Genomic DNA, 26,704 nt, shown 5'->3' with positions numbered 1-26,704 from the left:
ATATTTATAAAATGAATACTATTTCTTTTTTAGATAAAATTGCAACTGTACTACTTACAGATTATAGAAATATACTAGCCGAGACGGTTATAGTTTTACCCAATAAGCGAGCCAAAATATTTCTTATTGAAGCTTTAAAAAACCAAACTGAGACAAATATATTTTCGCCTGAAATTATAAGTATAGAAGATTTTGTTCAAAACATTTCAGGAATAAGAACTATTGATCCTATAGAATTGTTATTTGAATTCTATGAAGTTTATTTGTCTATTACGGAAAAAAAGAATCAACAATCTTTTGAACTTTTTGCCAATTGGGGCAAAACCTTACTTCAGGATTTTAATGAAATCGATCGTTATTTATTAGACTCCAAACATGTCTTATCCTACTTGAAAGATATTGAAGATATTAAAAAGTGGGGAATTGAAGTCGAAAATAAAACTCAGTTACTCGAAAACTATATTGATTTTTGGAAATTATTACCCAATTATTACCAATCTCTTTACGAACATTTGTTAAAAAAAGGAATCGGATATCAAGGATTGATATATAGAGAGGCCGTAAATAATATGTTGAATTTTTCAAAATTAATTCAAGGGAAACAATTTGTTTTTGCTGGTTTTAATGCATTGAATGCAGCAGAAGAAAAAATAATTCAACATCTTATTGCTAATGAGCAAGCTAAGATTTATTGGGATTCGGATCAAACTTTTCTTAACGATCCATATCATGATGCGGGCTTGTTTGTACGTCGTTTCAAAGAAAGTTGGAAACATTATAAATCACACCCCTTTGAATGGATAGTAGATGATTTTTCGGCAACCAAAAACATTCACGTTATTGGTACACCAAAAACGATTGGTCAAGCCAAAATTGCTGGGAGTATTATTGAAAAAATCAATATTGAAAATCCCAATACTCCATTAGATAAAGTGGCTATTGTATTAGGAGAAGAGAATTTATTGATTCCACTCTTGTATTCTCTTCCAAATTCTGTTGGTGCTTTGAATATTACGATGGGATATTCTAGTAAAAACAATCCAGCGCAAATATTGATCGCTAAATTGTTTAAAATGCACACCAATGCATTGTCTAGAAGCAATAGTAGTTACGTTTTTTATTACAAAGACGTTTTGGATATTCTTACCCATCCATTAATTGAGCCATATGCCAACACTAGTGCTTTGGTTAGCATTATCAATAAGAACAATTACACATTTATCAGTCATCATAAATTATTGGAATTAAATGATAATGCCAGTGATTTATTCTCGCTTGTTTTTCAAAAATGGGAAAGTGGTTCTATTGCTGTTTTAAAAATAATTTCGAGTTTGTTACTAAAGGTGAAGAGCAATTTGAGTGATGAAAATGAAGAGGAAAAAATAACTAAATCTTTTGTTTACGCCATTTTTAAAGTAATTAATAAGTTGATTAATTATTATTCTCAACACAAAGAAATTGATACAATTGATACTTTACATACCATTTACAAACAAGTAATTGATCTGGCTGAAGTTTCTTTTGAAGGAGAACCTTTGAATGGACTTCAAATCATGGGTGTTCTCGAAAGTAGAGTATTGGATTTTGAAACGGTTATAATCACTTCTATGAACGAAGGGAAATTCCCTGCTGGGAAATCACAGAATTCTTTTATTCCTTATGATGTGAAACGTGAATTGGGATTGCCGACTTTTAAAGAGAAAGATGCCATTTACACCTATCACTTTTACCATTTGTTGCAACGCGCCAAAAACATTTATTTATTGTATAATACCGAAAGTGAAGGTCTTGATGCAGGAGAGAAAAGTCGTTTCATAACTCAACTAGAAGTAGAGAAACAACCCAAACACAATTTAACCCACGAAATTTACAATGCTGTTTTGCCTGAAACTGCGTATCAGCCAATGGTTATTCCGAAATCAGAGAAGGTGGTGATGAGGCTGAGAGAAATTGCTGAAAAAGGTTTTTCACCTTCGGCATTAACAAGTTATATTAGGAATCCGATTCAGTTTTATTTTCAAAAGATTTTGCGGATTAGTGAAGTCGAAGAGGTTGAAGAGAATATTGCTTTGAATACGTTAGGTACAATTATACACGAGACTTTACGGGTTTTATACGAACCTTTCGTTGGTAAGTTTATTTCAGAAATGGATATTCAGAATTGCATTAAGCGAATTGATTCTGAAGTTTTGATTCAATTTAAAGTGGTGTACAAAGAAGGGGAAATCAAAAAAGGAAGGAACTTATTGGCTTTTGAAGTAGCAAAACGAAATGTTTTCAATTTCTTGAAAGTAGAATTAGAAAGTATTAAAAACGGAGATGCTATAAAGATTCTGGAACTTGAAAAAACGTTTGAAAGAATGGTGCAACATCCGAGTTTGCCTTTTCCTGTTTTGATTAAGGGAAATGTGGATCGAATTGAAGAACGCAACGGTATCATCAGAATCATTGATTACAAAACGGGTAAAGTAGAGAAATCCAGTGTTACGCTTAAATCTTGGAAAGGATTAACGGATGATATTAAAAATGACAAAATCATTCAGGTTTTGGCATACGCCTATATGTATGAGGAAAATGCAAAAGGCAAACCTATTGAGGCAGGAATCATTTCGTTCAAAAATCTAAAATCAGGTTTTTTGCCCTTTAATTTTAAAGAAGAAAAAGAGAGTGTTTCCATTATTAACAATGATATCCAATCCAATTATTTGGAGCAAATTGTTTTGTTACTGAATGAAATTTTGGATGTCACAATTCCTTTTGAGGAGAAAATTTTATAAAGGAATGAGTAGAAAATGGAACAACCTGTTTGCGTTTTTCAAAAGCACGCTTGTGATTAATTTTGCAGCTAGTTTTTTTGTCTTTCTTTTTGGTGGACTTATAGCTTTTAATTATTCGGTTCTGACTTTTGGTTTTGGTTTAAGTTTACTCTTTAAAGAAGTTAACTCCAAAAATGAATACGTGTTTTATTTCAATAATAAAATTTCTAAAATGCAGCTTTGGATGTATTCTTGGTGTTTTACTTTTGCTTTTTTAATTATTTCGGTTTGTATTTTTAATGTAATAAAGAGGTTGTTTTGAAAAATCATTTTTTAGAAATAGATAGTGTTCAGAAATCTTTTGACAACAAAAACATTTTGTCGGATGTTTATTTAAAATGCAAGACTAATGATATTATTGGACTTCTAGGTAGGAATGGTTCGGGGAAGTCAACTTTGCTAAAAATTATTTTTGGAATTGAATCTGCCGATTTTAAGTTTGTTAGAATTGATGGTAATGTAAAAACAAAGACTAAGGATTTATTCGATGAAATTAGTTATCTGCCTCAAGATAATTGTATTCCGAAGAGGTTGACAGTTAAAAAAGCGATTCAACTTTCAGTTTCAAAAGAAAATATTTCAGCTTTTAATGCAGATGAAATGATTGCATCGATTTTAGATAAAAAAATTGCGCATTTGTCAGGAGGTGAATTACGTTATTTAGAAATTAAAATTATACTGAATAATTCTTCAATATTTGTTTTGTTAGATGAACCTTATAATGGTTTATCCCCTTTGTTAGTTTCTAAAGTGAATGAATTGATAGTTGCCAATTCAATAAAGAAAGGGATTATTATTTCTGATCACAATTATGAAAATGTAATCAAAGTATCAAACAAATTGGTTTTGCTCAAAGAAGGCAAGGCGCATCATCTGCTTTGGAAAGAAGAATTGATTGAGAAAGGCTATTTGAAAGAAGGAATGCTTTAAATTTTTTTGAAAAAGTTTCCTAAAACAGTTAGTAATTCGGCTTGATTTTCAATAGAACTCATATGTCCATCTTCAAAAGTGACCAATTCAACATCAGTGCCTTTTATTTGTTCGAGGTTTTCTTCGTAATTGAGAACGGGATCTTTTTCCCCTAGAATCAATAATTTTGGATAAGTAGTGGTGTGTAAAAGAAATTCTCGGTCTTTTCGAACTTTCATTCCTTCCAATGAGGCGACAATTCCTTGCAAAGGAGTTTGTAAAGCTTGAATTTTGACTTCTTCAATTTCTTTGATAAGTATTTCTCTGTTGTCTTCGCTAAATAAATTGGCAATAGAAAGTCTGATAAAGGTTTCGTAATCTTTCTTGACAGCTTTGATGGCGCGGTCTCTGTTTTTCTTTCTTTCGGGACTGTCTTCTTTGGAAGTAGAGTTGAGCAATACCAATCCTTTCATTTTTTCTGGATACAATTCGGCGAAAGCCAAAGCGACATAACCGCCCATGGAATGTCCCACAAGAATGGCTTTTCGAATTCGTAATTTGGATAAAACCTCGTGAACCACATCGGCGTTTTCTTCCATGGTTTGTATGTAACCCAAACTTTGGGTTTTGCCGTGTCCCAATAAATCGATGGTTATGATTCGGTTTCTTTTGCTTAATTCAGGAACAAAAGCATCCCACATGGTTTTGTTTTCTAGAAAACCGTGCAGCAATACTACAGTCGTTCCTTTTCCGGAATCCGAATACGAAATTTGCGTGTTTTTGTAGAGAAGTGTTTCCAAAAGAGTGAAGATTATGTTGATAGTTTACAATTGCAAAATTAATTTTTTAAATTCCTAAATGCTACATTTGAGGAAAGCATTTTATAAATAAAAACGGCTCCCATTTCTGAAAGCCGTTCGTATTAAATTTATAAAAAATTAAAAACGATTATCCCCATCCAAAAGATTGCCAAGTCCGCCTAGCAAACTTCCTTCTTCGCGACTGTTACCGCCAGATCTAGGTGCCGATGCAATGATTCTATCGGCCAATCTGCTGAAAGGCAATGACTGAATATAAACTGTTCCTGGTCCTTTCAAGGTAGCATAAAACAAACCTTCTCCTCCAAAAATGGAGTTCTTGATTCCGCCTATAAATTCAATATCATAATCAACATCTTTGGTAAATCCGATGATGCAACCGGTATCTACTTTTAGGACTTCGCCTGGAGCCAATTCTTTTTTGGCCATTGTTCCGCCAGAATGAACGAAGGCCATTCCGTCTCCTTCTATTTTTTGCATGATGAAACCTTCACCTCCAAAGAAACCACGACCGAGTTTTTGGGAGAATTCTATTCCAACCGAAACACCTTTGGCAGCGCATAGAAACGAACTTTTTTGGCAGATAAACTTCCCTTGAAATTGTGTTAAATCAATTGGGAGAATTTTTCCGGGATAGGGAGAGGCAAATGAAACCTTACTTTTGGTATTGCCTTGATTTAAAAAAGCGGTCATGAATAAGCTTTCGCCTGTAAGAACTCTTTTTCCAGCATTTAGAAGTTTTCCAAATAATCCTGAATTTGATTGTTGCTGGGATCCATCTCCAAAAATGGTTTCCATTTGGATGTTGTTTTCCATCATCATAAAACTGCCAGCTTCGGCAATTACGATTTCTTGTGGATCCAATTCTATTTCGACATATTGCATTTCTTCGCCAAAAATCTGGTAATCTATTTCGTGTGCTTGCATGATTTCTAGAGTTTTAATTTTTTTAATGAGTCGGTTAGAGATTTAGAATGTTACAAACGGTTACCAAAATATGTGGTTTTACGCGCGAGGGATAGCAACGGAAAGCCCACAGTCCCGACTTTTTTCGGGACGAGGACTTGTAGTGAATAGCCCGACCCAACTGGAGTTTACGGAGGTTGGGACGCGCCCAAATTATGTAGGAACAAAAAAACGGCTTCCATTACTGAAAGCCGTTTAGGATAGTATAAAATATAGATTTAAGAATGCATCAAACTTTCGATTTCTTCTACTTCAATCGGGATATTTCGCATTAAGTTGAAAGGCTCGCCAGTTTCTTGAATGACTAAATTATCTTCAAGTCGAATACCGAAACCTTCGGCCGGGATGTAAATTCCTGGTTCAACGGTAAAGACCATGTTGGCTTTCATGGGTTCGTGCAATAATCCGTAATCATGCGTGTCTAAGCCCATGTGATGTGAGGTTCCGTGCATGAAATATTTTTTGTATGCTGGCCATTCTGGGTTTTCATTTTGTACGTCGGCTTTGTCAATCAATCCTAGACCCAGTAATTCGGAAGTCATGATTTTGCCCACTTCTATATGGTATTGTTTCCAAAGTGTTCCAGGAGTCAGCATTTTGGAAGCTTCGTTTTTTACTCTCAAAACAGCATTGTACACCTCTTTTTGTCTGTCTGAATATCTTCCGGATACTGGAATTGTTCGGGTCATGTCGCTGGAATAGTTGGCGTATTCTGCTGCTACATCCAATAAAATCAAATCACCAGCTTTGCATTGTTGGTTGTTTTCGATGTAATGCAACACATTGGCATTATTTCCAGAAGCAATAATTGGGGTATATGCAAAACCTTTGGAACGGTTGCGGATGAACTCGTGAATTAATTCGGCTTCGATTTCATATTCGGTTACGTTTGGTTTTACGAAAGAAAGCAATCTTCGGAAACCTTTTTCGGTAATGTTGCAGGCGTTCTGAATCAAATCTATTTCTTCAGTTTCTTTAACCGAACGGATGCGTTGCAAAATAGGGTTGCTTTTGGCCACTTGATGCGCAGGGTATTTGGCTTTCCACCATTTTACAAAGCGTGCTTCGCGGGTTTCAGTTTCTACAGCAGCGCGGTAATGTTCGTTGGTGTTGATGTACATGATGTCTGAATATGTCATCATTTCGTTTAAGATTTTTTCAAAATCTTGTAACCAATACACGGTTTTGATTCCTGAAACTTCAAAAGCACGTTCTTTGGTTAGTTTTTCACCTTCCCAAATTGCGATATGCTCGCTGGTTTCTTTTAGGAACAATATTTCTCTTTGATTTGCATAAGGCGCATCCGGAAAAAGTAATAAGATACTTTCTTCTTGATCTACACCCGATAAATAAAAGATATCACGATGTTGTGCAAACGGCAAAGTACTATCTGCAGAAACCGGATAAATATCATTGGAGTTGAATATAGCTACACTATTTGGCTTCATTTGAGCCGTGAATTTTGCTCTGTTTTTTATAAAAAGAGCACGATCTATTTGATGATATTTCATACGAATTTATTATTTGCTTTTTAATGAATATGGAATTGCCACTTTTTTTGGAAATTTGTGTTTTTAAATTGTGGCAATTTCATTCTAAAACGAATTATGGTATTGAATTATCAAAAATACTAACTTTAAGGATGTAATTAGGTTTTGTTTTAGTTTTTTTAAGATATAAATTAAGGTTAGTTTTATAAAATAATGAAAATCTTTATGTTGTCATTTTTAGTGTTTTTTTTAAATATAAAAAGCACGAAGAAATGAGCGTATCTTCGTGCTTTTGAGAAAAGTATTTAAAATTAAAACTGGGCTGTTTCAGTAGAATCTTTCATGGCTGTAGTAGACGATTTTCCTGTAGTAACCGTGTTTTGTACAGCATCAAAATAAGAGGTTCCTACGAAATTTTGGTGTTTTACAGCTCTAAATCCATGTTGTTGTAGTGCAAATTCTCTTTCTTGTAATTCAGAATAGCCTGCCATTCCTCTTTCTTTGTAAGCTTTAGACAATTCGAACATACTGGTGTTCAAAGCATGGAAACCTGCCAAAGTGATGAATTGGAATTTGTAACCCATTGCTGCCAAGTCTTCTCTGAATGTTTCCATTTCGGCTAAGGATAATTTGGCAGCCCAGTTGAAAGAAGGCGAGCAATTGTAAGCTAACATTTTCCCTGGAAATTCTTTGTGGATGGCATCGGCAAAGCGTTTAGCATAAGCCAAATCAGGGTTGCTGGTTTCCATCCAAATCAAATCGGCATAAGGTGCGTAGCTTAATCCACGGTCAATTCCTTGTTCAACACCGCAGTTTACATAGAAAAATCCTTCGGCTGTTTTTTCTCCAGTGATGAATTTGGCATCTCTTGGATCAATGTCGCTGGTTAGTAAATTGGCAGCATCGGCATCAGTTCTAGCTACTACTAATGTTGGAGTTCCCATAACATCGGCAGCCAAACGTGCAGCAATTAACTTGTTGATTGCTTCTTGAGTTGGAACCAATACTTTGCCGCCTAGATGGCCACATTTTTTGGCAGAACTCAATTGATCTTCAAAGTGAACACCTGCAGCACCAGATTCGATCATAGATTTCATTAATTCGAATGCGTTTAAATTCCCACCAAAACCTGCTTCGGCATCGGCCACAATCGGCACTAAATAATCTTTTTTATCAGCAGTTCCATTCACTACTTGTATTTGATCGGCACGTAAAAGTGCGTTGTTGATTCTTTTTACTACCAAAGGAACGCTGTTGGCCGGATATAAAGATTGGTCTGGATACATTTCGCCAGCCACATTGGCATCGGCCGCTACTTGCCACCCGCTTAAATAAATGGCTTCAAGACCTGCTTCAACTTCTTGAATAGCTTGGTTTCCTGTAAGTGCGCCCAATCCTGCTACAAAATCTTGAGAATTTAGTTTGTCCCACAATTTGTTGGCACCAATTTTGGCAACACTATGCTCAATTTGGTAGGAGCCTTGCAATTTGATAACTTCTTCGGCGGTGTAAGGACGTTCTATTCCTTTCCATCTTGGGTTTGTAATCCAGTCAGTAACTAATTCTTGAATTCTTGTCTCGGTTGTTTTCATAATTTTAAGTTTAATAGCGTTTGTTGGTTATTTTTTTTTGGTTTATTTTTTATTTTAAAATTGATATTGACATTTTACAGGTATTTATAACCGATAAGAGTTAGAAACTCGATAAAATTTTCATTTACAACCAAAGTATCTAGCAATTGTTCCGCTAAGTGATAATTTTGGGTTTCATGATTTTCGTCTCCTACACTTTTTTTAATTTTTTCAAATTCTTCCATGGCAATACGATGGTAATAATCTTCGGTCAATGTTTTTCCATTGTCTAAAATCACTTCATTTTGAAGCCATTGCCACAATTGAGATCTTGAAATTTCGGCAGTTGCAGCATCTTCCATTAAGTGGTGTAAGGCCGCAGCACCTTGTCCGTTAAGCCAAGAAGCAATGTATAAGACAGAAATGCTGATGTTTTTTCGAACCCCTTCTTCTGTTATTGTTCCTTTTGGGATAGCCAACAAATCTTCAGCGACCACATTTACATCCTCCCTGGTTACAAAGATTTGGTTGGGAGTAGGCATGTATTTGTCGAAAACAGATTTCGCTAAAGGCACTAAATCAGGATGGGCTACCCATGTACCATCATGTCCGTTTTTTACTTCTCTTCTTTTGTCGGTTACTACTTTGTCAAAAGCGATGTTGTTAGCTTCTATGTTGTTTTTAATCGGAATTTGTGCTGCCATTCCTCCAATAGCATGTATGTTGCGTTTGTGACATCTTTGGATAACCAATTGCGAATAGGCACTCATAAATGGCGTAGTCATGGTTACTTGATCACGATTTGGAACGATGTAGGTTTTGTTTCTTCTTAGTTTTTTAATGAAAGAAAAAATATAATCCCAACGGCCACAATTTAGTCCTACAATATGATCTCTTAATTCGAATATGATTTCGTCCAATTGAAAACTTGCTGTAATTGTTTCAATCAAAACGGTCGCTTTGAAAGTGCCATTTTGTTCCCCCAAATATTCTTGGGCAAATTCGAATACTTCATTCCACCATCTTGCTTCTAAATAGTGTTCTAATTTTGGCAAGTAGAAATACGGAGAAGTTCCGTTTTTGGACAATTGTTCATGATTATGAAAAGCATAAAGACCGAAATCAAGTAAAGAGCCTGAAGTTTCCTGACCGTCAATTGTAATATTTTTTTCGTTCAAGTGTAATCCTCTGGGCCTTACAATTAAGATTGCCGTATTGTCATTTAGTTCATATTTTTTGTTTTTGGCTGTATCTTCAAGTGTAATAGTTTTGTTTACGGCATCTATGAGGTTTTGCTGTCCTTCTATCAAATTTTTCCAAGTAGGAGAAGTACTGTCTTCAAAATCAGCCATAAATGTATTGGCGCCAGAATTGAGTGCATTGATGACCATTTTGCGATCCACTGGTCCTGTAATTTCGACTCTTCTGTCTAATAAATCTCTAGGAGTTTTGGCGGCAATCCAATTGCTTTCTCTAATCATTCTTGTTTCGGTAGGGAATGAAGGCAAAGCACCTGCATCAAAGAGGACTTGTTGTTTTTTGCGGTCTTCTAATAACGAAAGTCTTTTGCTATTGAATTTTTCATGCAATTCTGTCAAGAATTCGATCGCTTCTTCCGTTAAAATTTCAGGATACTGTTGTGTGATTCCATTTGTGATTTGGAATTTTTTTTCTGTGGTTTCAGTTTGGTTTTTCATAACAAATTCATTTTGATACTGCAATACTACAAAAAGTTTTTTACAAAACAAGCGAACGTTCGCTAAAATTGAAAAATATTTTTTTTGAGGATTTTATTTTTTTAGTTTATCTTTGATTTTATGAATGTAGAAAAAGAGTATATCAAGTTGATTTTTGGCCTTAAACTCAAGCAGGCTCGAACAAATAAAGATTTGTCATTATTTGGCTTGGCCAAAATAACGGAGCTGTCTAAGTCGTATTTGAATGAAATAGAAAAAGGAAAAAAATATCCAAAAACGGAAAAGATTATTCTTTTGGCAGAGAAATTAGATGTTTCTTACGATCATATGGTGTCCTTAAAACTCGATAATAATCTCGCTCCAATTGGAGAAATATTAAAATCGGGAATTTTAAAAGAGATTCCATTAGATTTATTTGGTATTCAAGAAGCCGATTTAATTGACATTATTGCCAATGCTCCTGCGAAAGTCAATGCCTTTATCAGTACCATTATTGAAATTGCACAACATTATAACTTAACCCGAGAAAGTTTTTTCTTGGCTTCCTTGCGCTCCTATCAAGAAGCGTATAATAATTACTTTGAAGATCTGGAAGAGAAAGTTTTGTTGTTTTGCAAAGCATTTCATATTACAAACACAACCAATATTTCAATTGATGAATTGTCTGCCATCTTGATTGAAGAATATGGATACTCTATAAAAGAAATTGTTTTTTCGGAACAAGAAGAATTGGGGGATTTGAGATCTATTTTTGTACCCAAAAGCAGGACTTTATTGCTTTCATTAGGAATTGACGATTCTCAAAAAGCGTTTATTTTGGCCAAAGAAATTGCATATAATTTTCTTGAAATAACAGAACGTTTGTATACTTTCAGTTGGATCAAATTTGATAATTTCGATCAGGTTCTCAATAATTTTTATGCTTCCTATTTTGCGGGAGCGTTATTGTTGCCAAGACAACATTTGATAGATGAGTTAAATGTGTTTTTATCCAACAGCAATCCAAAGCCTCAAGAAATGGTTCAATTGATGGGAAAATTCAATGTTTCTCCAGAATCTTTCTACCAACGATTGACCAATATACTGCCGAAAGATTTTCAAATAAAGAATCTCTTTTTTCTTCGCTTATCACATGATATTGGAACAGATACCTATCAAATTAAAAAAGAATTACACATTACCAATCAGCAAGAACCTCACGCCAATGAAATGAATGAGCATTATTGCAGAAGATGGGTTTCTATTAAAACAATAGTAGAATCTTTGAAGCAAAAGAAGGCACATTTTTTTGATGCTCAAATTTCTCGTTATGAAAATAGTAATAATGAGTACCTCGTTTTTTCGTCGGCAACACCAGATCCTTTTAAGAAAAATTGTTTGCGTAGTATTTCGGTTGGAATCTTAATTACACCTTCGGTTAAGAAAAAATTCAAATTCATCGAAGGCGATTCGGTAAAAAAACAATTAGTAGGGGTTACTTGCGAAACCTGTTCGGTTAAGGATTGTTTGGAAAGGGCTTCACCTCCAATTCATCTAGATCGCAAAATTAGAAACGAAAAGACGGATGTTACTGTTCAGGACTATATGGCTAAATATAGTTAAAGTAATTAGTATTTGCATGGATGCAAATTCAATTTTAGATTTTTTTAAACCCTTAAGAAATTAAGAATCATTTAGACTGAATGCTTAATGATTCTTAATTTTTTAATGGTTAAATTTTTGGACTAAAGCTTTTATTAGTAATGCTAAAGTTACTCAACCCATTTGTAATAGCGGGCTCCAATTAAATTTGGTATTTCGCTTTCAATTCGATCCAGAATCCATTCGTTTTTGGGTGCTTGAATGCTTTGTTTTTGTTCCTTTTTGTGTAATTTTTCATAAGTTTCAAAATCAATTTCAAAGCTATTTTCCAGTGTTTCAAAAAGAGAAACAGTAGCTAGAGCTGATTTCCATTCGGATTGAATAGTGCCTTCGAAAACTTTTGATTTAGAGCCACTTCCATAAGCAAGAAAGCCAAATTTTTCGGCTGCAATTTCTTTTTTGGAATCATAAAAATGCGCCAAAGTAGAAAGTAATCCCATGAAAATAGAACCAGTATATAAGTTTCCAATCAAAGAAGACGCGATTTCTGCAGGTTGTAATTTTTCGGAAACGAATGTTTTGTACTCCTCAGATTTGCTGATTTCTTTTAATTTGTTTTGGTATTCAGAAGCGGTTTCTTCTCCTGAAATAAACGGAGTTGAAGCATCCAAAGCGTATATTTCAGACAACATTCTTCGGCCTTGAAAAGCATAAGGCAAATGCATTACAATACTTTTCCAAGAATGGTAAATAGTATCTTGGGTGTTTTTTAGTTTCTTGAATGAAAAATAGGCGTCTCTGGTTCGGTCCATATAGCACTGATTGGAGTATTGACCATCAAAAACGGGTTGGTCTTTGTGGATTTCAATTTCGCTTTCTAAATTGTCAAACCAAGATTCGTTATTTGTATTTCCAGTAATCTCTTGTTTTGAAACCGTTCTGTATGGTTTGAAAAAATCAAAAACACCTTTTGTGCTTACTCCCCAGTGATTTTCAAAAGTAATAATTCTTGGGTTTGAAGCAATCAGCATCGCTACTGCACCTGCGCCTTGTGTGTATTCGCCTGTAGAATTTAAGTCGTATTTGGCAAAATCTGTCGTAACAACTATCGCTTTTTTGGTTGGATTAAGTTGAACAAAATCAAGGCAGTTTTGCATCGCATCAACACCTCCAATGCAGGCAAAAGTAAAATCAACCACATCACATTCTGACAAAGTACCTTCTCCAAATTTTTGTTCCATCAGGGAAATCAAAAAAGAACTTATGGGTTTTGAACTGTCAATAGCACTTTCGGTACCAACGTATATTCGGGCAATATCTTCTAATTTTATGTTATTGTCTTGGACTAATTTTGTCAAGGCATTGGCTCCAAACACTACGGTATCTTGGTGCGCATCTGGCAAAGTCATTTTTAATAGGCCCAATCCTTTTTCGAGTTTCTCGGGTTCTATATTTCTAGCAAGCGCTAATGTTTTTATGGGTAAGTGTAATTTGGCAACATCAAAAGCTATTGCATCAATTCCGATTTTCATCTTTAATTTTTTTGGCAAAATTATAACACCACTTTTGAATATCTATTGTTTTGACATATAAAAAATGATGATTTGGTTGTTTTTATTTATTTGAACTCTAAAAGCTCATTTTTTAAGATTTTTGATAATTTTTATTCCCTTCCTAAAGTTTTTTTTGAGTTATTTATAAAGGATAAATTAGTGTTTTTTTAAGCTTTGTTTAATTAACATACGGATTTGCAAAGTGTTAAGCTTTGTTTTTTTTGCACTTGAAAATAGGCAGGTTAAACACTTTAAAATGATTATAAATAGAGCAGTAAAAAGGGTTAAAAGGTTGTGATTCTTTATTAATTAACCTAAATTTGTTCGACTTTTTAAAAAATAAAACATTTATATTATTATGGCAAAATCTGCAATATTGAAGTCGTCTATAGCTAAAAAAGTAGCTATGGCGCTTTCAGGACTTTTTTTGATTATGTTTCTATCGCTACACGTTTTTATTAATTTCGTTTCGGTTTTTAGTGCCGATGCTTTTAATGCGATGTCACATTTTATGGGTTACAATCCGTTAATCCAATTTGTAATGCAACCCATCTTGGTTGCAGGAGTAGTTTTTCACTTTGTTATGGGATTCGTTCTTGAATTGAAAAACAGAAGTGCTAGACCTGTTGCTTATGCAAAATATGATGGTGCTGCAAACGCATCATGGGCTTCTAGAAATATGATTATTTCCGGTTTAGTTGTGTTGGCTTTTTTAGGTTTGCATTTCTATGACTTTTGGGTTCAAGAAATAGCATACAAATATTGTTTAGGGAATCCTATAGATGAAACTCGTTATTATGGCGAATTGGTTCATAAATTTGAAAGCCCAGTTCGTACAGGTTTATACAGTATTGCTTTCTTGTTATTATCCGTTCACCTTTGGCATGGATTTACTTCTTCTTTGCAATCAATAGGATTCGATAATAAAATCGGAAAATCATTGCATAAAATCTGCTATGCTTTTGCAATTATAGTTCCTTTTGGATTTATTTTCATTGCACTATTTCATCATTTTAATAATTAATATCACTCTATAATGAAATGAGCATTTCTAATTTGGTTTCTTAAAATCAAATTAGTTAAGTGAATTACATAAGACCGATAAAAAAAATAAAGATCAACTTATGAAACTAGATTCTAAAATACCTGAAGGTCACATTTCACAAAAATGGACTGATTATAAAGATCACTTAAAGTTGGTTGCTCCAAACAACCGACCAAAAATAGATATTATCGTAGTAGGAACGGGATTGGCGGGTGCTTCAGCAGCAGCGTCTTTTGCCGAAATGGGTTATAATGTAAAAGCATTTTGTTACCAAGATTCTCCACGTCGTGCGCACTCAATCGCTGCACAAGGAGGGATCAATGCTGCAAAAAATTATCAAAATGACGGTGATAGTACGTTCCGTTTATTTTATGATACAATCAAAGGAGGAGATTACAGAGCACGTGAAGCAAACGTTCACCGTTTAGCCGAAGTTTCTGGAAATATTATTGACCAATGTGTGGCTCAAGGTGTTCCTTTTGCTCGTGATTACGGTGGATATTTAGATAACCGTTCTTTTGGAGGAACTCAAGTACAACGTACTTTTTATGCAGCAGGTCAAACAGGTCAACAATTGTTATTGGGAGCGTATTCTTCTTTGTCTAGACAAATTGGTTTAGGTAAAGTTGATATGTACAACCGTCACGAAATGTTAGAATTGGTAAAAGTAAACGGTAAAGCTAGAGGTATCATTGCTCGTAACTTAATTACCGGTGAATTAGAAAGACATTCTGCTCATGCTGTAATTATTGCAACTGGAGGATATGGAAACGTTTACTTTCTTTCTACCAATGCAATGGGATCAAATGTAACTGCTGGTTGGAAAGTTCACAAACAAGGCGCTTTGTTTGCAAATCCTTGTTATGTTCAAATTCACCCAACTTGTATTCCTGTTCACGGTACCAATCAATCTAAATTAACTTTAATGTCTGAGTCCTTAAGAAACTCTGGACGTATTTGGGTACCAAAGAAAAAAGAAGATGCTGAAGCTATTCGTGCTGGTAAAATGAAACCAACTCAAATCGCAGAAGCAGATAGAGATTATTATTTAGAAAGAAAATATCCAGCATTTGGTAACTTAGTACCTCGTGATGTGGCTTCAAGAGCAGCAAAAGAAGTTTGCGACGCAGGTCATGGTATCGAAGCTAATGATACCAATGAAGGAGTTTATTTGGATTTCTCTACAGAAATTCAATCTAAAGGAAAACAAACGGCTTACGCCAAAGGAAATCATAATCCTTCTCAAGAAGAAATTCTTTCATTAGGAAAAAAATGGTTAGAGGAAAAATACGGTAACTTGTTTACCATGTACCAAAAAATCACCGATGAGAATCCTTATGAAACTCCAATGAAAATTTATCCTGCTGTTCACTATACCATGGGAGGTGTTTGGGTAGATTATAATTTACAATCAACTATTCCAGGTTGTTTCGTTGCAGGAGAAGCGAATTTCTCTGATCACGGAGCGAATCGTTTAGGAGCTTCTGCTTTGATGCAAGGATTAGCCGATGGGTATTTTGTATTGCCATACACTGTTTCAGATTATTTGGCAGATGATATTCGTACTGGAAAAATCTCTACAGATTTACCAGAATTTGTTGAAGCTGAAAAAAATGTAAAAGATTCAATTGATAAATTCTTATCTAATAATGGAACAAAAACGGTGGATCATTTCCACAAACGTTTAGGTTTAATTATGTGGAATAAAGTAGGAATGGGTCGTAATGAAAAAGGTTTACAAGAAGCTATTACTGAAATTGCTGCTTTAAAAGAAGAATTCTACAAAGAGGTTTACGTTCCTGGAAGTGCAGATGAATTAAATCCAGAATTGGAAAAAGCACTTCGTGTGGCTGATTTCATTGAATTGGGACAATTAATGGCTATCGACGGATTACAACGTAAAGAATCTTGTGGAGGTCACTTCCGTGAAGAATACCAAGATGCCGAAGGAGAAACACTTCGTGATGATGAAAACTTTAAATTTGTTGGTGCTTGGGAATACAAAGGAGACGACATCAGCAAAGAAGAGCTTCACAAAGAAGAATTGAAATATGAATTTATCAAAATAGCCGCAAGAAATTACAAATAAAAAAATTATGAGTGCAGCAAAAAATATCAATATAACCCTTAAAATTTGGCGTCAAAAAAACTCCAAAGAAAAAGGGAGCATGGAAAGTTATAAATTAGATAATGTTTCTACTGCTAGTTCATTTTTGGAAATGTTAGACCAATTGAACGAACAATTAGTAAACGAAAGAAAAGAACCAATTGCTTTTGACCACGATTGTCGTGAAGGTATTTGCGGAATGTGTTCTTTATACATCAATGGGCGTGCTCACGGACCAGATACTGGGATCACAACTTGTCAATTGCACATGAGAATGTTCAATGACGGAGATACTATTGTAGTGGAACCATGGAGAAGTGTTGCTTTCCCAGTGATCAAAGATTTAGTGGTAGATAGAACTGCTTTTGAAAGAATTCAACAAGCTGGTGGATTCGTTTCAGTGAATACTTCTGGAAACACAATCGATGCCAATACTATTTTAGTACCCAAAGATGATGCAGACAAAGCTTTTGAAGCGGCAGCTTGTATCGGTTGTGGTGCTTGTGTAGCTACTTGTAAAAACGGATCAGCAATGTTATTTGTTGGAGCAAAAGTTTCGCAATATGCATTATTGCCACAAGGAAAAGTAGAAGCTACAAACCGTGTATTAAACATGGTACGTCAAATGGACGAAGAAGGTTTTGGTAACTGTACCAATACCGGAGCTTGTGAAATCGAATGTCCTAAGGGAATTTCATTGGAAAATATTGCTCGTATGAACAGAGAATATTTATCTGCAAGTTTGAAATAGTATTTCAATATAGTTTATATCAAAAACGTCCCAATTATTGGGACGTTTTTTTGTTTAATAAAACCTTTGTGAATCTCTTTTTATCTTTGTGTATCTTTGTTTAACAGTAAAGTATTCAAAATGAAAATCGCACTCGTACAATCGGCATTGTCCTGGGAAAACGCAGAAAAGAATCGAAAAAAACTTGGTGAGAAAATCAATGCTATTACCGAAAGTATTGATTTAATTATACTACCCGAAATGTTTACTTCGGGCTTCACCATGCAACCCAATATTGTTGCCGAAACGATGCAAGGAGAAACGATTATTTGGTTAAAACAGTTGGCAAAAGACAAAAATTGTGCCATTACAGGAAGTTTGGTTATTTCTGAAAATGGTAATTTCTATAACCGATTGGTCTTTGTTTTTCCAACAGGTGAAATTCAATTTTACAACAAAAAACACTTATTTACACTGGCAGGAGAAGATGAAGTTTATACTGCTGGTGACAAAAAATTAATTGTAGAATATAACGGATGGAAAATTTGTCCGTTAATTTGTTATGATTTACGTTTTCCTGTTTTTGCTAGAAACGTCGAAGAATATGATGTGTTGCTTTATGTTGCCAATTGGCCAAAAGTACGAATCAATGCTTGGGATGCTTTGCTAAAAGCACGTGCTATAGAAAACATGAGTTATGTCGTTGGAGTCAATAGAATTGGTGAAGATGCCAACAAATTTGAATATAATGGTCATTCCCAAGGGATCAATTTTATGGGGGATTATATTTTAGAACCAGTTGAAATTAAAGGAGTTATTATAATCGAATTAAATAAAGCAGAACTTCTTTTAGCAAGAGATAGATTTAATTTTTTAAGCGATCAAGATTCTTTTTCTTTAAAATGAACTAGATTTCTTTTTTTCTTTTTCTTTTTTCTTTTTCGGTTCTGGAGTAAATGGAATACTCAAATCAAATGTTTGCGTGACATCCCAATTTGTTCTTACATCTACCTCCTTCGAAAGATAGATCACTTCTTCGGCCTGTTTTTTTTCAAGATAACTTCCAGTATCCCATTGTTTATTTTTATTGTCATCATAAATCGCTCGAAGCGTATATAAAAAAGGTTCAAGAAGATTGAATTCTATTTCTGTTTTACTGTCTGTATACTCAGTTGCTTTGACAATGGTGCCTTTTTCATCCGTCAATTGAATGATAACTGGGAAACGTTTTACGTTTTTCAAACTCAAAATAAGATTCCCGTAATCAGCACGATTTCTTGTAGTGGTGCTAAATGATATGGTGTCATTTGTTTTTTCAAAAAAATCAGTAACAGCACCTGGCATCATTTTCAAATTGTATTTCTGTGCTTCTTCAATTTTAAAATCAATATATAATTCTTGAGTGTATTCATCATATGCTGTTGTAAAGTTGACTGCTGCCGAATCTTTATCAATAAGTTTTATTTTGGATTTATCAAATTTCACCAATGGTGTATTGGATTCCAATGTAAATCGGTCTCTAAAATTCAATAAACCACTTTGTACTGCTTTGAGTGTCAAAGTATCGTTTTTTTGATTTTTAATTTTAAAATTAAAGTCCTTTTTGTAATTATCTTTTACAACATTTAAGGAAAGAGAATCGACTTTCAACGGTTTAAACCAGATTTGTAATGAGTCTTTTTTGGCTATTTTTGTTACAATTGTTGGTAATATGTCGCCTTTGCTTTTTAATGTTATTTTAGGTTTCGTTTCTTGGGTATAATTCTTGCCTTCGTAGCCCATAATTATTCTGTTTCCAGACACTTGTACGGGTTTTATAGCTTTAAATGGCAAATCTTCCTTGAATAATTCCAGTTCAAAAACAGTATCATTGGGGATGGTCACAATTTGTTTGTTAAACCCAATTCGATCTGATTTAGGATTGAATTTGTTATTTTTATTGTTGTCTTTCAAAGCAATCAAAAAATATTTACCCGCTTTTAGATTCTCCAGTCGAAACGTTTTTAAACTGTCTAAAGTATTGGTAACATATCTAGGGTTTTCTTTGTAAATAGTAGAATCATTAAATTTTTCATTAGCTTCATAAAGCATAATCGACACAAAAGAAGCAACTTCTTTATCGTAGGCATCTTTTACTTTTCCGCCCAGTGCCAATGAATCAATATAATCGCCTGTAGAAAACACATATTTGAATTGGTTGTACGGATTTCCCTCGTTATTATCAGCAATACTCTGTCCAAAATTCAAGCTATAAGTTGTATTAGGAAGTAAGGTGTCTTTTAATGTAATAGTAAGATTCTTTGTTGGAGTTGTCGGAATGATTAAGGGTTCATTCTTCATCGGAGGCGAAATAATCAACTGCTTGTTTAGATCTTTAAGTTTGATATTTTCATCAAAAACAAGTTTAATTTTATTGCCTTGAAATTTAATCGAATAATTTTCAGGAAAACTAGATTTCAAAGTTGGTGCAATAGTATCTTTTGCACCGCCAGTTATAGAACCCCTTTTTGCGCAACTCATAAAAAAAAGCAAGAGTAAAAAAGGAATATATTTAAAAATGTTTTTGAACATAATACGTCGAAATTTGATTCTACAAAATAACAATTATATTTACTGTAATCGAAATATTTTGCCAATTATTAGGAGCTATTTCCTGCTGTACACTATATCTTTTTATGAGGTGAAGAAAAATCACCTCATAAAAAGGATGCCGTTTCCATCAGGGCTAGGGCTTTACGGTAAAATACCTATTTTGAAAACCAATCAGCCACAGACGAAACACTCACACTTTTTTCTTGTAAATTCGCTACAGCTACATTAGGAGTTTAGATACAATTACCAAACGATCCTAAAAATCTTTAAGGGTCTTTATGAATACTTCGAGAATCTTTGTGAAATTATTAAACAAAAACGTTTGTCCAACATTTACGGGTCATTTCTCATGCTAATTCATTAAATTTGCAACCAAAATCGATCTTCAATGAGCAATATTAGAATCACCAAACAATTTAATTTTGAAACCGGTCACGCTTTATACGGTTATGACGGGAAATGTAAAAATGTTCACGGTCATAGTTACAAATTATCGGTTACAGTTATCGGTAAACCAATTACGGATCGGAATAATGTAAAGTATGGAATGGTCATTGATTTTTCGGATCTAAAAAAAATTGTCAAAGAAGAAATTGTCGATCAATTTGATCACGCTACCGTTTTCAATGAGACAACTCCTCATATCGAATTGGCAAACGAATTAAAAAATCGCGGACATCATGTTATTCTGGTTGATTATCAGCCTACTAGTGAAAATATGGTGGTCGATTTTTCGCAACGAATCATTCGTAGATTGCCCAATAATATTCAATTATTTTCTTTGAAATTACAAGAAACCGAATCGTCATTTGCCGAGTGGTTTGCCAGCGACAATCAATAATATACACTTCATTTTCATGCAATTATCAAACCATAAAAAAATCTATTTCGCTTCCGATCAACATTTTGGAGCTCCAACCCCAGAGTTGAGTTTTCCAAGAGAACAAAAGTTTGTAGCTTGGCTCGATGAAGTCAAACAGGATGCCGAAGCTATTTTTCTTTTAGGTGATTTATTTGATTTTTGGTTCGAGTATAAAACCGTTGTTCCCAAAGGCTTTGTTCGAATTTTAGGAAAATTGGCCGAAATTCGTGACAGCGGTATTCCTATTTATTTCTTTGTAGGCAACCACGATTTATGGATGGCAGATTATTTTGAAACAGAATTGAATATTCCAGTATATCATGATAATCAAGAATATACTTTTGGAAATAAAACTTTTCTAATAGGGCATGGCGATGGAAAAGGACCAGGTGATATGGGATACAAACGCATGAAAAAAGTATTTACCAATCCCTTTTCAAAATGGCTTTTTAGATGGCTACACCCCGATATTGGAGTAAAATTGGCACAATACCTTTCAGTAAAAAACAAACTTATTTCTGGAGCTGAAGATGTTAAATTTTTAGGTGAAGAAAACGAATGGCTGATGCTTTATGCCAAACGAAAATTGGAAACAAAGCATTACAACTATTTTGTTTTTGGCCACCGTCACTTACCAATGATTAAATCAGTAGGCGAAAATTCTGAATACGTTAATCTTGGGGATTGGATCAGTTATTTTACCTACGGAGTTTTTGATGGGGAAACATTTGAGGTCAAAAAGTATTAATTACTCTTGTTTTTCATGGTCTTCCAGATCTTTTGTTAAATCTAAGTTTCTAAATTCGGGAGAAATAAATCCAGTAAATAATACAATAATTAATGTCATAGTTCCGCCAAAAACGACTGCTGTTACTGTTCCCATTAATTTGGCTGTCAATCCGCTCTCAAAAGCACCCAATTCATTCGATGAACCTACAAAAATCGAATTTACTGACGCTACACGACCTCGCATGTGATCCGGAGTTTTGAGTTGTAAAATGGTTTGACGAATCACCATTGATATTCCATCTACAATCCCACTAAAGAATAATACCAAAAGCGAAATCCAAAAGATTGTTGAAAGTCCGAAAATAATAATACAAACACCAAAAAGAAAAATAGCAGTTAGTAATTTCATTCCTGCATTTTTATTCACAGGAACATAAGCTGTAAAAAACATGGTCAAAATAGCGCCAACTGCTGGAGCTGCCCTCAAGAAACCAAATCCTTCTGGTCCTACTTTTAAAATATCTAATGCAAAAATAGGGAGTAGAGCAACAGCGCCTCCAAACAATACAGCAGCCATATCGAGTGTCAAAGCACTCAAAATGGTTTTGTTGTTATACACAAATTTAACTCCCTCAATCAAACTGTCCATTACAGGTTCTCCAATTTTTGGATTCAAAATAGGTTTTTTTTCAATTTGTGTTAGCAGAAGCGAAGCAAATACAGAGCATCCAAGAACGGTGCTCAAAGACCAATGAACCCCAATTAAATGAATAGAAAATCCCGCAACGGCAGGTCCTACGACAGAACCAACTTGCCAAACCGAACTACTCCAAGTTGCAGCATTCGAGTATGCTTTTTTAGGAACGATCAATGCCAATAGCGAAAAAACGGTTGGTCCCAAAAAGGAACGAACAATTCCTCCTAAGAATACCAAGAAGTAAATGGTGTATAATACAATTGGGGTAGATAATCCTGTATTTACTATTGGCCAAGTGATTAAAAATAATCCTAAACTGATAACAGAGAAACCCAAAATGCACTTGAGTAAAAGTCCTTTTTTTTCATTTTGATCGACAAAGTGACCAGCAAATAATGAAACTGCGATAGCAGGAATAATCTCCATTAATCCAATAATTCCAAGGGATAAAGCACTTTTCGTCATTCTATATACTTCCCATTCAATAATGATAAACTGCATGGACCAAGCAAATACCATGGCGAAACGAATTAATAAAAAAGTATTAAATTCTTTATATCTCAAGGCTGCGTAAGGGTCGTTTTTTTTCATTTTAAATTATTTAATATCTTTTAATCGTAATTGAATGCTCACTTTGTCTTTCCATTCATTTTCATCGATGCAATATACGGCTTCAAATTCTTTTTGGTTGTCAGTAATTTCTTTTTTATTTCCTAGTCCAAAACCTATAGCTGTTAAGCCTTCGGAGTTGTTTTGTTTGACGAATAGTTTTAAATGCTCCTCATCAGAACCCAAAGTTTTAGCATAGCCAGTATCTTTTATTTTTTTGGTTAAAAAAACAGGAGTCATATTCAATGGACCAAATGGTTCGAATTGTTTTAAAATCCGAATTAATTTAGGAGTGATATCACCAAAACTAATTTCGGCATCAATAGCTATTTCCGGCGTTAATTGATCGGGCTGAATGGTTTTTTGGACTATTTTCTCAAATGCATTTTTAAAATTTTGGTAATTCTCTGCTTTCAAAGTCATTCCTGCAGCGTACATGTGTCCTCCAAATTGCTCTAAATGTTCGGAACAGGCTTCGAGAGCATTATACACATCAAAGCCTTTTACGGATCGTGCTGAAGCGGCATATTTGTCACCACTTTTTGTAAAAACTAGAGTGGGACGGTAGTAGGTTTCTATCAATCGCGAAGCTACAATCCCGATTACTCCTTTGTGCCAATCTTCTTGAAAAACGACTGATGTGAAGTTTTTTTCTTCTTGATTTTCGATTATTTGCAAAAGTGCTTCTTTGGTGATTTGCTTGTCTAAATCTTTTCGATCCGAATTGTATTGCTCAATTTCGGAGGCAAATTGTTGTGCTTGTTCAAAATTGAATTCAGTCAATAATTCAACTGCATGGTTGCCGTGTTTTATTCGCCCCGCTGCATTGATTCTTGGAGCAATTATAAATACAACATCTGTTATATCGAGTGTTTTCTTTTTTACTTGATGTACTAATGCCTTGATTCCAGGTCTTGGTTCTGCATTAATAACTTGAAGTCCGAAGTAAGCCAAAACCCGGTTCTCTCCGGTCATTGGGACAATATCTGCGGCAATTGCTGTAGCCACCAAGTCAAGGTACAATACGAGGTCTTCAATAGTTTGATCCCGGTTTGTTCCTAAGGCTTGAATGAGTTTGAATCCTACTCCGCATCCGCATAGCTCATCATAAGGATAATGACAATCTTCTCTTTTTGGATCCAAAACGGCAACTGCTTCTGGCAGCGTTTCTCCTGGTCTATGGTGGTCACAAATTATGAAATCGATGTTTCGTTCTTTTGCGTAAGCGACATGATCGATTGATTTTATACCACAATCCAAAGCAATGATGAGTGAAAAGCCATTATCATCTGCAAAGTCAATCCCTTTATACGAGATGCCATATCCTTCGGCATAACGATCTGGAATATAGGTAGCAACGTTTGGGTAAAAGGTTCTTAAATAGGAAGAAACAAGTGATACGGCGGTGGTTCCATCGACATCATAATCACCAAAAACGAGTATGTTTTCTTGATTTGCAATCGCCTTTTCAATGCGTTCGACGGCTTTATCCATATCTTTCATCAAGAAAGGATCATGCAAATCATCTAAACTTGGTCTAAAAAAAAGACGAGCTTGCTCAAATGTTTCAATACCTCTTTGTATTAATAAAGCAGCAACAAATTCTTCTACATTCAAAGCTTGAGCTAGATGCTCTATTTTTTCTTCAGTAGGTTTTGGCTTTAAAGTCCAACGCATTTTTTATGAAAATTTGATAGGTTAGGTGTAATAAAGAGATGTACTCAAGTAAGAATCTTTGGAATACGAATTTAAAATTTTTAAATTAAATACAGCATTAAAAAAGGTTTTTAATTTGTTTGTAAAGATGGTTGAAAACAAAATAAAATTTGTATTTTTGATACAAATAAGCGTCGTTATAGTTTAATTTATGATATAATGGAACAAAAAAGCTACTACAAAAATTGGTATGCATTAACAGATAATGCTATTGTGGAGACCCTTTGCAAAAGCATAAAACAAATGCGTTTGAATAAAAACATTTCGCAGGAAGAACTTTCGGAAAAATCGGGTGTTAATAGAATTACCATAAGCAGAATGGAAACAGGAAAAGCAATCAATTTAATGACTTTGATACAGTTGCTGCGTGCTTTAGAAAAATTAGAATTATTAAATTACTTGAATGAAGAACCCGAAGTAAGCCCGATAATGGTTATGGAAGCTCAGAGAAAGCTTCGTAAAAAAGCTTCACCTACTTCAAGAAATTCGGATCCTAACTCCTATTAATTATGATTGCAATTGCCGATGTAAAAATTTGGAATCACAAAGTTGGGGTTGTTCTTTGGGATCAACAAAGGAATTATGGTGTTTTTGAATACGACAAACAGTTTTTTAAATTGGGATTGGATCTTTCTCCTTTAATGATGCCTATTGCAGACGCTCAAAGAGGTAGAAAAGTTTTTTCGTTTCCGTTATTAAATCCGGATACTTTTAAAGGATTGCCAGGATTATTGGCAGATAGTTTACCGGATAAATTTGGTAATCAAATCATTGATGCTTGGCTGGCACAACAAGGTAAAAGCAGTGACGATTTTAATCCTGTGGATCGTCTTTGTTATATTGGCAAAAGAGGGATGGGCGCTTTGGAATTTGAACCTGCAAGTAATGCTACTGTTGAAAAATCGAATCCTATCGAAATTCAGGAATTGGTAAAATTTGCCAAGGAAGTTTTGGATACGCGCAGTGATTTCCATTCCAATATGGATTCCGAAAAAGGGTTTTCGGATATTTTGCAAGTGGGAAGTTCTGCAGGAGGAGCAAGGGCCAAAGCCATTATTGCGTACAATAAAACTTCGGGTGAAGTACGTTCTGGACAAGTTGATGGACTGGCAGGTTTTGATTATTGGCTGATTAAGTTTGATGGTGTTACCAATCATCAATTAGGAGATCCCAAAGGGTACGGAAATATTGAATATGCTTATTATTTGATGGCTATCGATGCTGGAATTGCTATGTTTGAGAGTAAATTGATGACAGAAAATAATCGTTCGCATTTTATGACCAAGCGGTTTGATAGGCAAAACAATCAAAAAATTCACATGCAAACGCTGTGCGGGATTGCTCATTTTGACTACAATCAACCACGGGCTTATTCTTATGAGCAGGCTTTTCAGGTAATGCGTCAAATGCGTTTACCGTATTCGGATATGGAAGAATTGTACAGGCGTATGGTTTTTAATGTAATGTCCAGAAATCAAGACGATCATACCAAGAATATTTCTTTTTTGATGTTTCCGAATGGGGATTGGCAATTGTCTCCAGCCTATGATGTGACTTATGCTTACAACCCAGACAATTTTTGGTTAAAAGCGCATCAAATGAGTGTGAATGGAAAAAGAGAAAATATTTTATTGGAAGATCTTTTGGCAGTTGCTAAAAACATTAACCTCAAAAAGCCAAAACCAATAATTGAGTTGTGTAACGAAGTACTTTCGAATTGGAAAGATTATGCATTTAAAGCAGGAATAGACCAAACACAGATAGAGCAAATTGGCAAACAAATTATGAATTATAAAATGTAGCATTTATGTTTCGTTATAGTCATATATATATAATAGCGAAACATAAAAGCTACAGAAAGTATATTTTATTTTTGCACTAATGCTACTCCTTCAAATTGAATTCCGTCCCAACCTGTTTTTATAAAGTTGCGAATGTTTTGATGATTGGTTCCGTTTGGATCTCCTAAAACTTCTTCAAAATAATAGGCTCCAAAACAAGCTAATGTTTCTGCAGCAGATAGTTTTTGCAATTGTGCAAAAGCAAATAATTTACAAGAACCTGAATTTTCTTCAGCATTATTAAGTTGTTCTCCGTTTTGAAAAGCGGTTGGTGTAAATGTGTAGTTTTCTTCTATTGTTGCAATAGTTTCTGCAAAGGTTATAGATTTTGGAATTTCTTTTAGTTTTTCTAAAAATGTAGATATAGACATGTTG

Annotated in this window: 21 protein-coding genes; 11 read left to right on the top strand and 10 right to left on the bottom strand. The window is 34.5% G+C overall.

What is annotated here, in order from left to right; translation table 11 throughout:
- The first annotated feature begins 11 nt into the window (after positions 1 to 11).
- Complete coding sequence (locus tag OZP06_RS06675) at positions 12 to 2,777, top strand: PD-(D/E)XK nuclease family protein (RefSeq protein ID WP_269224201.1); 2,766 nt, start codon at positions 12 to 14, stop codon at positions 2,775 to 2,777.
- Between the two features lie 297 nt (positions 2,778 to 3,074).
- Positions 3,075 to 3,746 carry an ATP-binding cassette domain-containing protein gene (locus OZP06_RS06670; RefSeq protein WP_281324391.1) on the top strand — a complete coding sequence of 224 codons (672 nt, stop codon included), beginning with the start codon at positions 3,075 to 3,077 and terminating at the stop codon, positions 3,744 to 3,746.
- Here OZP06_RS06670 and OZP06_RS06665 read toward each other — a convergent pair.
- From OZP06_RS06665 to aceB, 5 genes are all read right to left on the bottom strand, one after another.
- Entirely contained in the window at positions 3,743 to 4,525 is a 783-nt protein-coding gene (locus tag OZP06_RS06665) for an alpha/beta hydrolase (protein WP_269224198.1), read from the bottom strand. The two genes, OZP06_RS06670 and OZP06_RS06665, sit on opposite strands and share 4 nt — an antisense overlap.
- Positions 4,526 to 4,663: 138 nt before the next feature.
- Complete coding sequence (locus OZP06_RS06660) at positions 4,664 to 5,470, bottom strand: TIGR00266 family protein (protein ID WP_269224197.1); 807 nt, start codon at positions 5,468 to 5,470, stop codon at positions 4,664 to 4,666.
- A gap of 257 nt (positions 5,471 to 5,727) precedes the next feature.
- Complete coding sequence (locus OZP06_RS06655; protein ID WP_269224196.1) at positions 5,728 to 7,020, bottom strand: aminopeptidase P family protein; 1,293 nt, start codon at positions 7,018 to 7,020, stop codon at positions 5,728 to 5,730.
- A 290-nt stretch (positions 7,021 to 7,310) separates the two neighbouring features.
- Positions 7,311 to 8,591 carry an isocitrate lyase gene (gene aceA / locus OZP06_RS06650; protein ID WP_269224195.1) on the bottom strand — a complete coding sequence of 427 codons (1,281 nt, stop codon included), beginning with the start codon at positions 8,589 to 8,591 and terminating at the stop codon, positions 7,311 to 7,313.
- A 74-nt stretch (positions 8,592 to 8,665) separates the two neighbouring features.
- The gene (gene aceB / locus OZP06_RS06645) at positions 8,666 to 10,267 is read right to left on the bottom strand and encodes a malate synthase A (protein ID WP_269224194.1); all 1,602 of its coding nucleotides are present in this window, start codon (positions 10,265 to 10,267) and stop codon (positions 8,666 to 8,668) included.
- A gap of 120 nt (positions 10,268 to 10,387) precedes the next feature.
- Between aceB and OZP06_RS06640 the strand changes: the two genes are divergently transcribed.
- Positions 10,388 to 11,869: an XRE family transcriptional regulator gene (locus tag OZP06_RS06640; RefSeq protein ID WP_281238555.1), complete on the top strand. Its 1,482-nt coding sequence runs from the start codon at positions 10,388 to 10,390 to the stop codon at positions 11,867 to 11,869.
- Between the two features lie 149 nt (positions 11,870 to 12,018).
- Here OZP06_RS06640 and OZP06_RS06635 read toward each other — a convergent pair whose 3' ends face one another.
- The gene (locus tag OZP06_RS06635; RefSeq protein WP_269224193.1) at positions 12,019 to 13,380 is read right to left on the bottom strand and encodes a hydroxymethylglutaryl-CoA synthase; all 1,362 of its coding nucleotides are present in this window, start codon (positions 13,378 to 13,380) and stop codon (positions 12,019 to 12,021) included.
- Positions 13,381 to 13,759: 379 nt separating this feature from the next.
- Between OZP06_RS06635 and OZP06_RS06630 the strand changes: the two genes are divergently transcribed.
- The 4 genes from OZP06_RS06630 to OZP06_RS06615 all read left to right on the top strand — a co-directional run bounded on the left by OZP06_RS06630 (position 13,760) and on the right by OZP06_RS06615 (position 18,189).
- Positions 13,760 to 14,425 (top strand): succinate dehydrogenase cytochrome b subunit, encoded by a 666-nt coding sequence (locus tag OZP06_RS06630; protein WP_269224192.1) that lies wholly within the window; start codon positions 13,760 to 13,762, stop codon positions 14,423 to 14,425.
- Between the two features lie 100 nt (positions 14,426 to 14,525).
- Entirely contained in the window at positions 14,526 to 16,535 is a 2,010-nt protein-coding gene (locus OZP06_RS06625; protein WP_269224191.1) for a fumarate reductase/succinate dehydrogenase flavoprotein subunit, read from the top strand.
- A gap of 7 nt (positions 16,536 to 16,542) precedes the next feature.
- Positions 16,543 to 17,304: a succinate dehydrogenase/fumarate reductase iron-sulfur subunit gene (locus OZP06_RS06620; RefSeq protein ID WP_269224190.1), complete on the top strand. Its 762-nt coding sequence runs from the start codon at positions 16,543 to 16,545 to the stop codon at positions 17,302 to 17,304.
- A 120-nt stretch (positions 17,305 to 17,424) separates the two neighbouring features.
- Positions 17,425 to 18,189, top strand: coding sequence for a nitrilase family protein (locus OZP06_RS06615; RefSeq protein WP_269224189.1), 765 nt, complete (start codon positions 17,425 to 17,427; stop codon positions 18,187 to 18,189).
- Here OZP06_RS06615 and OZP06_RS06610 read toward each other — a convergent pair.
- On the bottom strand, positions 18,181 to 19,854 hold the full coding sequence (locus tag OZP06_RS06610; protein WP_281324390.1) for an Ig-like domain-containing protein: 1,674 nt from the start codon (positions 19,852 to 19,854) through the stop codon (positions 18,181 to 18,183). The two genes, OZP06_RS06615 and OZP06_RS06610, sit on opposite strands and share 9 nt — an antisense overlap.
- A 409-nt stretch (positions 19,855 to 20,263) precedes the next feature.
- Between OZP06_RS06610 and OZP06_RS06605 the strand changes: the two genes are divergently transcribed.
- Together OZP06_RS06605 and OZP06_RS06600 are read left to right on the top strand one after the other, a co-directional pair.
- A complete protein-coding gene (locus OZP06_RS06605) occupies positions 20,264 to 20,716 on the top strand; it encodes a 6-carboxytetrahydropterin synthase (RefSeq protein WP_269224188.1) in 453 nt (150 codons plus the stop codon).
- Between the two features lie 16 nt (positions 20,717 to 20,732).
- Positions 20,733 to 21,485 carry a UDP-2,3-diacylglucosamine diphosphatase gene (locus tag OZP06_RS06600; protein WP_269224187.1) on the top strand — a complete coding sequence of 251 codons (753 nt, stop codon included), beginning with the start codon at positions 20,733 to 20,735 and terminating at the stop codon, positions 21,483 to 21,485.
- Here the strand turns inward: OZP06_RS06600 and OZP06_RS06595 are convergent, their stop codons facing one another.
- Both OZP06_RS06595 and recJ read right to left on the bottom strand, forming a co-directional pair.
- Positions 21,486 to 22,754: an MFS transporter gene (locus OZP06_RS06595; RefSeq protein WP_281324389.1), complete on the bottom strand. Its 1,269-nt coding sequence runs from the start codon at positions 22,752 to 22,754 to the stop codon at positions 21,486 to 21,488.
- A gap of 6 nt (positions 22,755 to 22,760) precedes the next feature.
- Positions 22,761 to 24,449: a single-stranded-DNA-specific exonuclease RecJ gene (recJ, locus tag OZP06_RS06590; protein WP_281324388.1), complete on the bottom strand. Its 1,689-nt coding sequence runs from the start codon at positions 24,447 to 24,449 to the stop codon at positions 22,761 to 22,763.
- 198 nt (positions 24,450 to 24,647) lie between these two features.
- Between recJ and OZP06_RS06585 the strand changes: the two genes are divergently transcribed.
- Together OZP06_RS06585 and OZP06_RS06580 are read left to right on the top strand one after the other, a co-directional pair.
- The gene (locus OZP06_RS06585; RefSeq protein WP_269224186.1) at positions 24,648 to 24,995 is read left to right on the top strand and encodes a helix-turn-helix transcriptional regulator; all 348 of its coding nucleotides are present in this window, start codon (positions 24,648 to 24,650) and stop codon (positions 24,993 to 24,995) included.
- Positions 24,996 to 24,997: 2 nt separating this feature from the next.
- Positions 24,998 to 26,290 (top strand): type II toxin-antitoxin system HipA family toxin, encoded by a 1,293-nt coding sequence (locus OZP06_RS06580; protein WP_269224185.1) that lies wholly within the window; start codon positions 24,998 to 25,000, stop codon positions 26,288 to 26,290.
- Positions 26,291 to 26,355: 65 nt separating this feature from the next.
- Here OZP06_RS06580 and OZP06_RS06575 read toward each other — a convergent pair whose 3' ends face one another.
- Complete coding sequence (locus tag OZP06_RS06575; RefSeq protein ID WP_269224184.1) at positions 26,356 to 26,700, bottom strand: HopJ type III effector protein; 345 nt, start codon at positions 26,698 to 26,700, stop codon at positions 26,356 to 26,358.
- Positions 26,701 to 26,704: the final 4 nt, after the last annotated feature.

Origin of the sequence: Flavobacterium sp. IMCC34518, assembly GCF_027111095.2 — a bacterium.
Classification (GTDB): domain Bacteria; phylum Bacteroidota; class Bacteroidia; order Flavobacteriales; family Flavobacteriaceae; genus Flavobacterium; species Flavobacterium praedii.
Note: the sequence above shows the minus strand (reverse complement) of the source record. Positions and strands in the feature narration are given on the sequence as shown.

Bases quoted from the DNA above. Each gene is read 5' to 3' on its own strand.
- OZP06_RS06630 (WP_269224192.1), top strand. From the start codon at position 13,760: ATGGCAAAATCTGCAATATTGAAGTCGTCTATAGCTAAAAAAGTAGCT.
- OZP06_RS06655 (WP_269224196.1), bottom strand. From the start codon at position 7,020: ATGAAATATCATCAAATAGATCGTGCTCTTTTTATAAAAAACAGAGCA.
- OZP06_RS06615 (WP_269224189.1), top strand. From the start codon at position 17,425: ATGAAAATCGCACTCGTACAATCGGCATTGTCCTGGGAAAACGCAGAA.
- OZP06_RS06660 (WP_269224197.1), bottom strand. From the start codon at position 5,470: ATGCAAGCACACGAAATAGATTACCAGATTTTTGGCGAAGAAATGCAA.
- OZP06_RS06625 (WP_269224191.1), top strand. From the start codon at position 14,526: ATGAAACTAGATTCTAAAATACCTGAAGGTCACATTTCACAAAAATGG.
- OZP06_RS06580 (WP_269224185.1), top strand. From the start codon at position 24,998: ATGATTGCAATTGCCGATGTAAAAATTTGGAATCACAAAGTTGGGGTT.
- OZP06_RS06605 (WP_269224188.1), top strand. From the start codon at position 20,264: ATGAGCAATATTAGAATCACCAAACAATTTAATTTTGAAACCGGTCAC.
- OZP06_RS06640 (WP_281238555.1), top strand. From the start codon at position 10,388: ATGAATGTAGAAAAAGAGTATATCAAGTTGATTTTTGGCCTTAAACTC.
- OZP06_RS06600 (WP_269224187.1), top strand. From the start codon at position 20,733: ATGCAATTATCAAACCATAAAAAAATCTATTTCGCTTCCGATCAACAT.
- OZP06_RS06610 (WP_281324390.1), bottom strand. From the start codon at position 19,854: ATGTTCAAAAACATTTTTAAATATATTCCTTTTTTACTCTTGCTTTTT.
- OZP06_RS06675 (WP_269224201.1), top strand. From the start codon at position 12: ATGAATACTATTTCTTTTTTAGATAAAATTGCAACTGTACTACTTACA.
- OZP06_RS06585 (WP_269224186.1), top strand. From the start codon at position 24,648: ATGGAACAAAAAAGCTACTACAAAAATTGGTATGCATTAACAGATAAT.
- OZP06_RS06620 (WP_269224190.1), top strand. From the start codon at position 16,543: ATGAGTGCAGCAAAAAATATCAATATAACCCTTAAAATTTGGCGTCAA.
- recJ (WP_281324388.1), bottom strand. From the start codon at position 24,449: ATGCGTTGGACTTTAAAGCCAAAACCTACTGAAGAAAAAATAGAGCAT.
- aceA (WP_269224195.1), bottom strand. From the start codon at position 8,591: ATGAAAACAACCGAGACAAGAATTCAAGAATTAGTTACTGACTGGATT.
- aceB (WP_269224194.1), bottom strand. From the start codon at position 10,267: ATGAAAAACCAAACTGAAACCACAGAAAAAAAATTCCAAATCACAAAT.
- OZP06_RS06635 (WP_269224193.1), bottom strand. From the start codon at position 13,380: ATGAAAATCGGAATTGATGCAATAGCTTTTGATGTTGCCAAATTACAC.
- OZP06_RS06595 (WP_281324389.1), bottom strand. From the start codon at position 22,754: ATGAAAAAAAACGACCCTTACGCAGCCTTGAGATATAAAGAATTTAAT.
- OZP06_RS06575 (WP_269224184.1), bottom strand. From the start codon at position 26,700: ATGTCTATATCTACATTTTTAGAAAAACTAAAAGAAATTCCAAAATCT.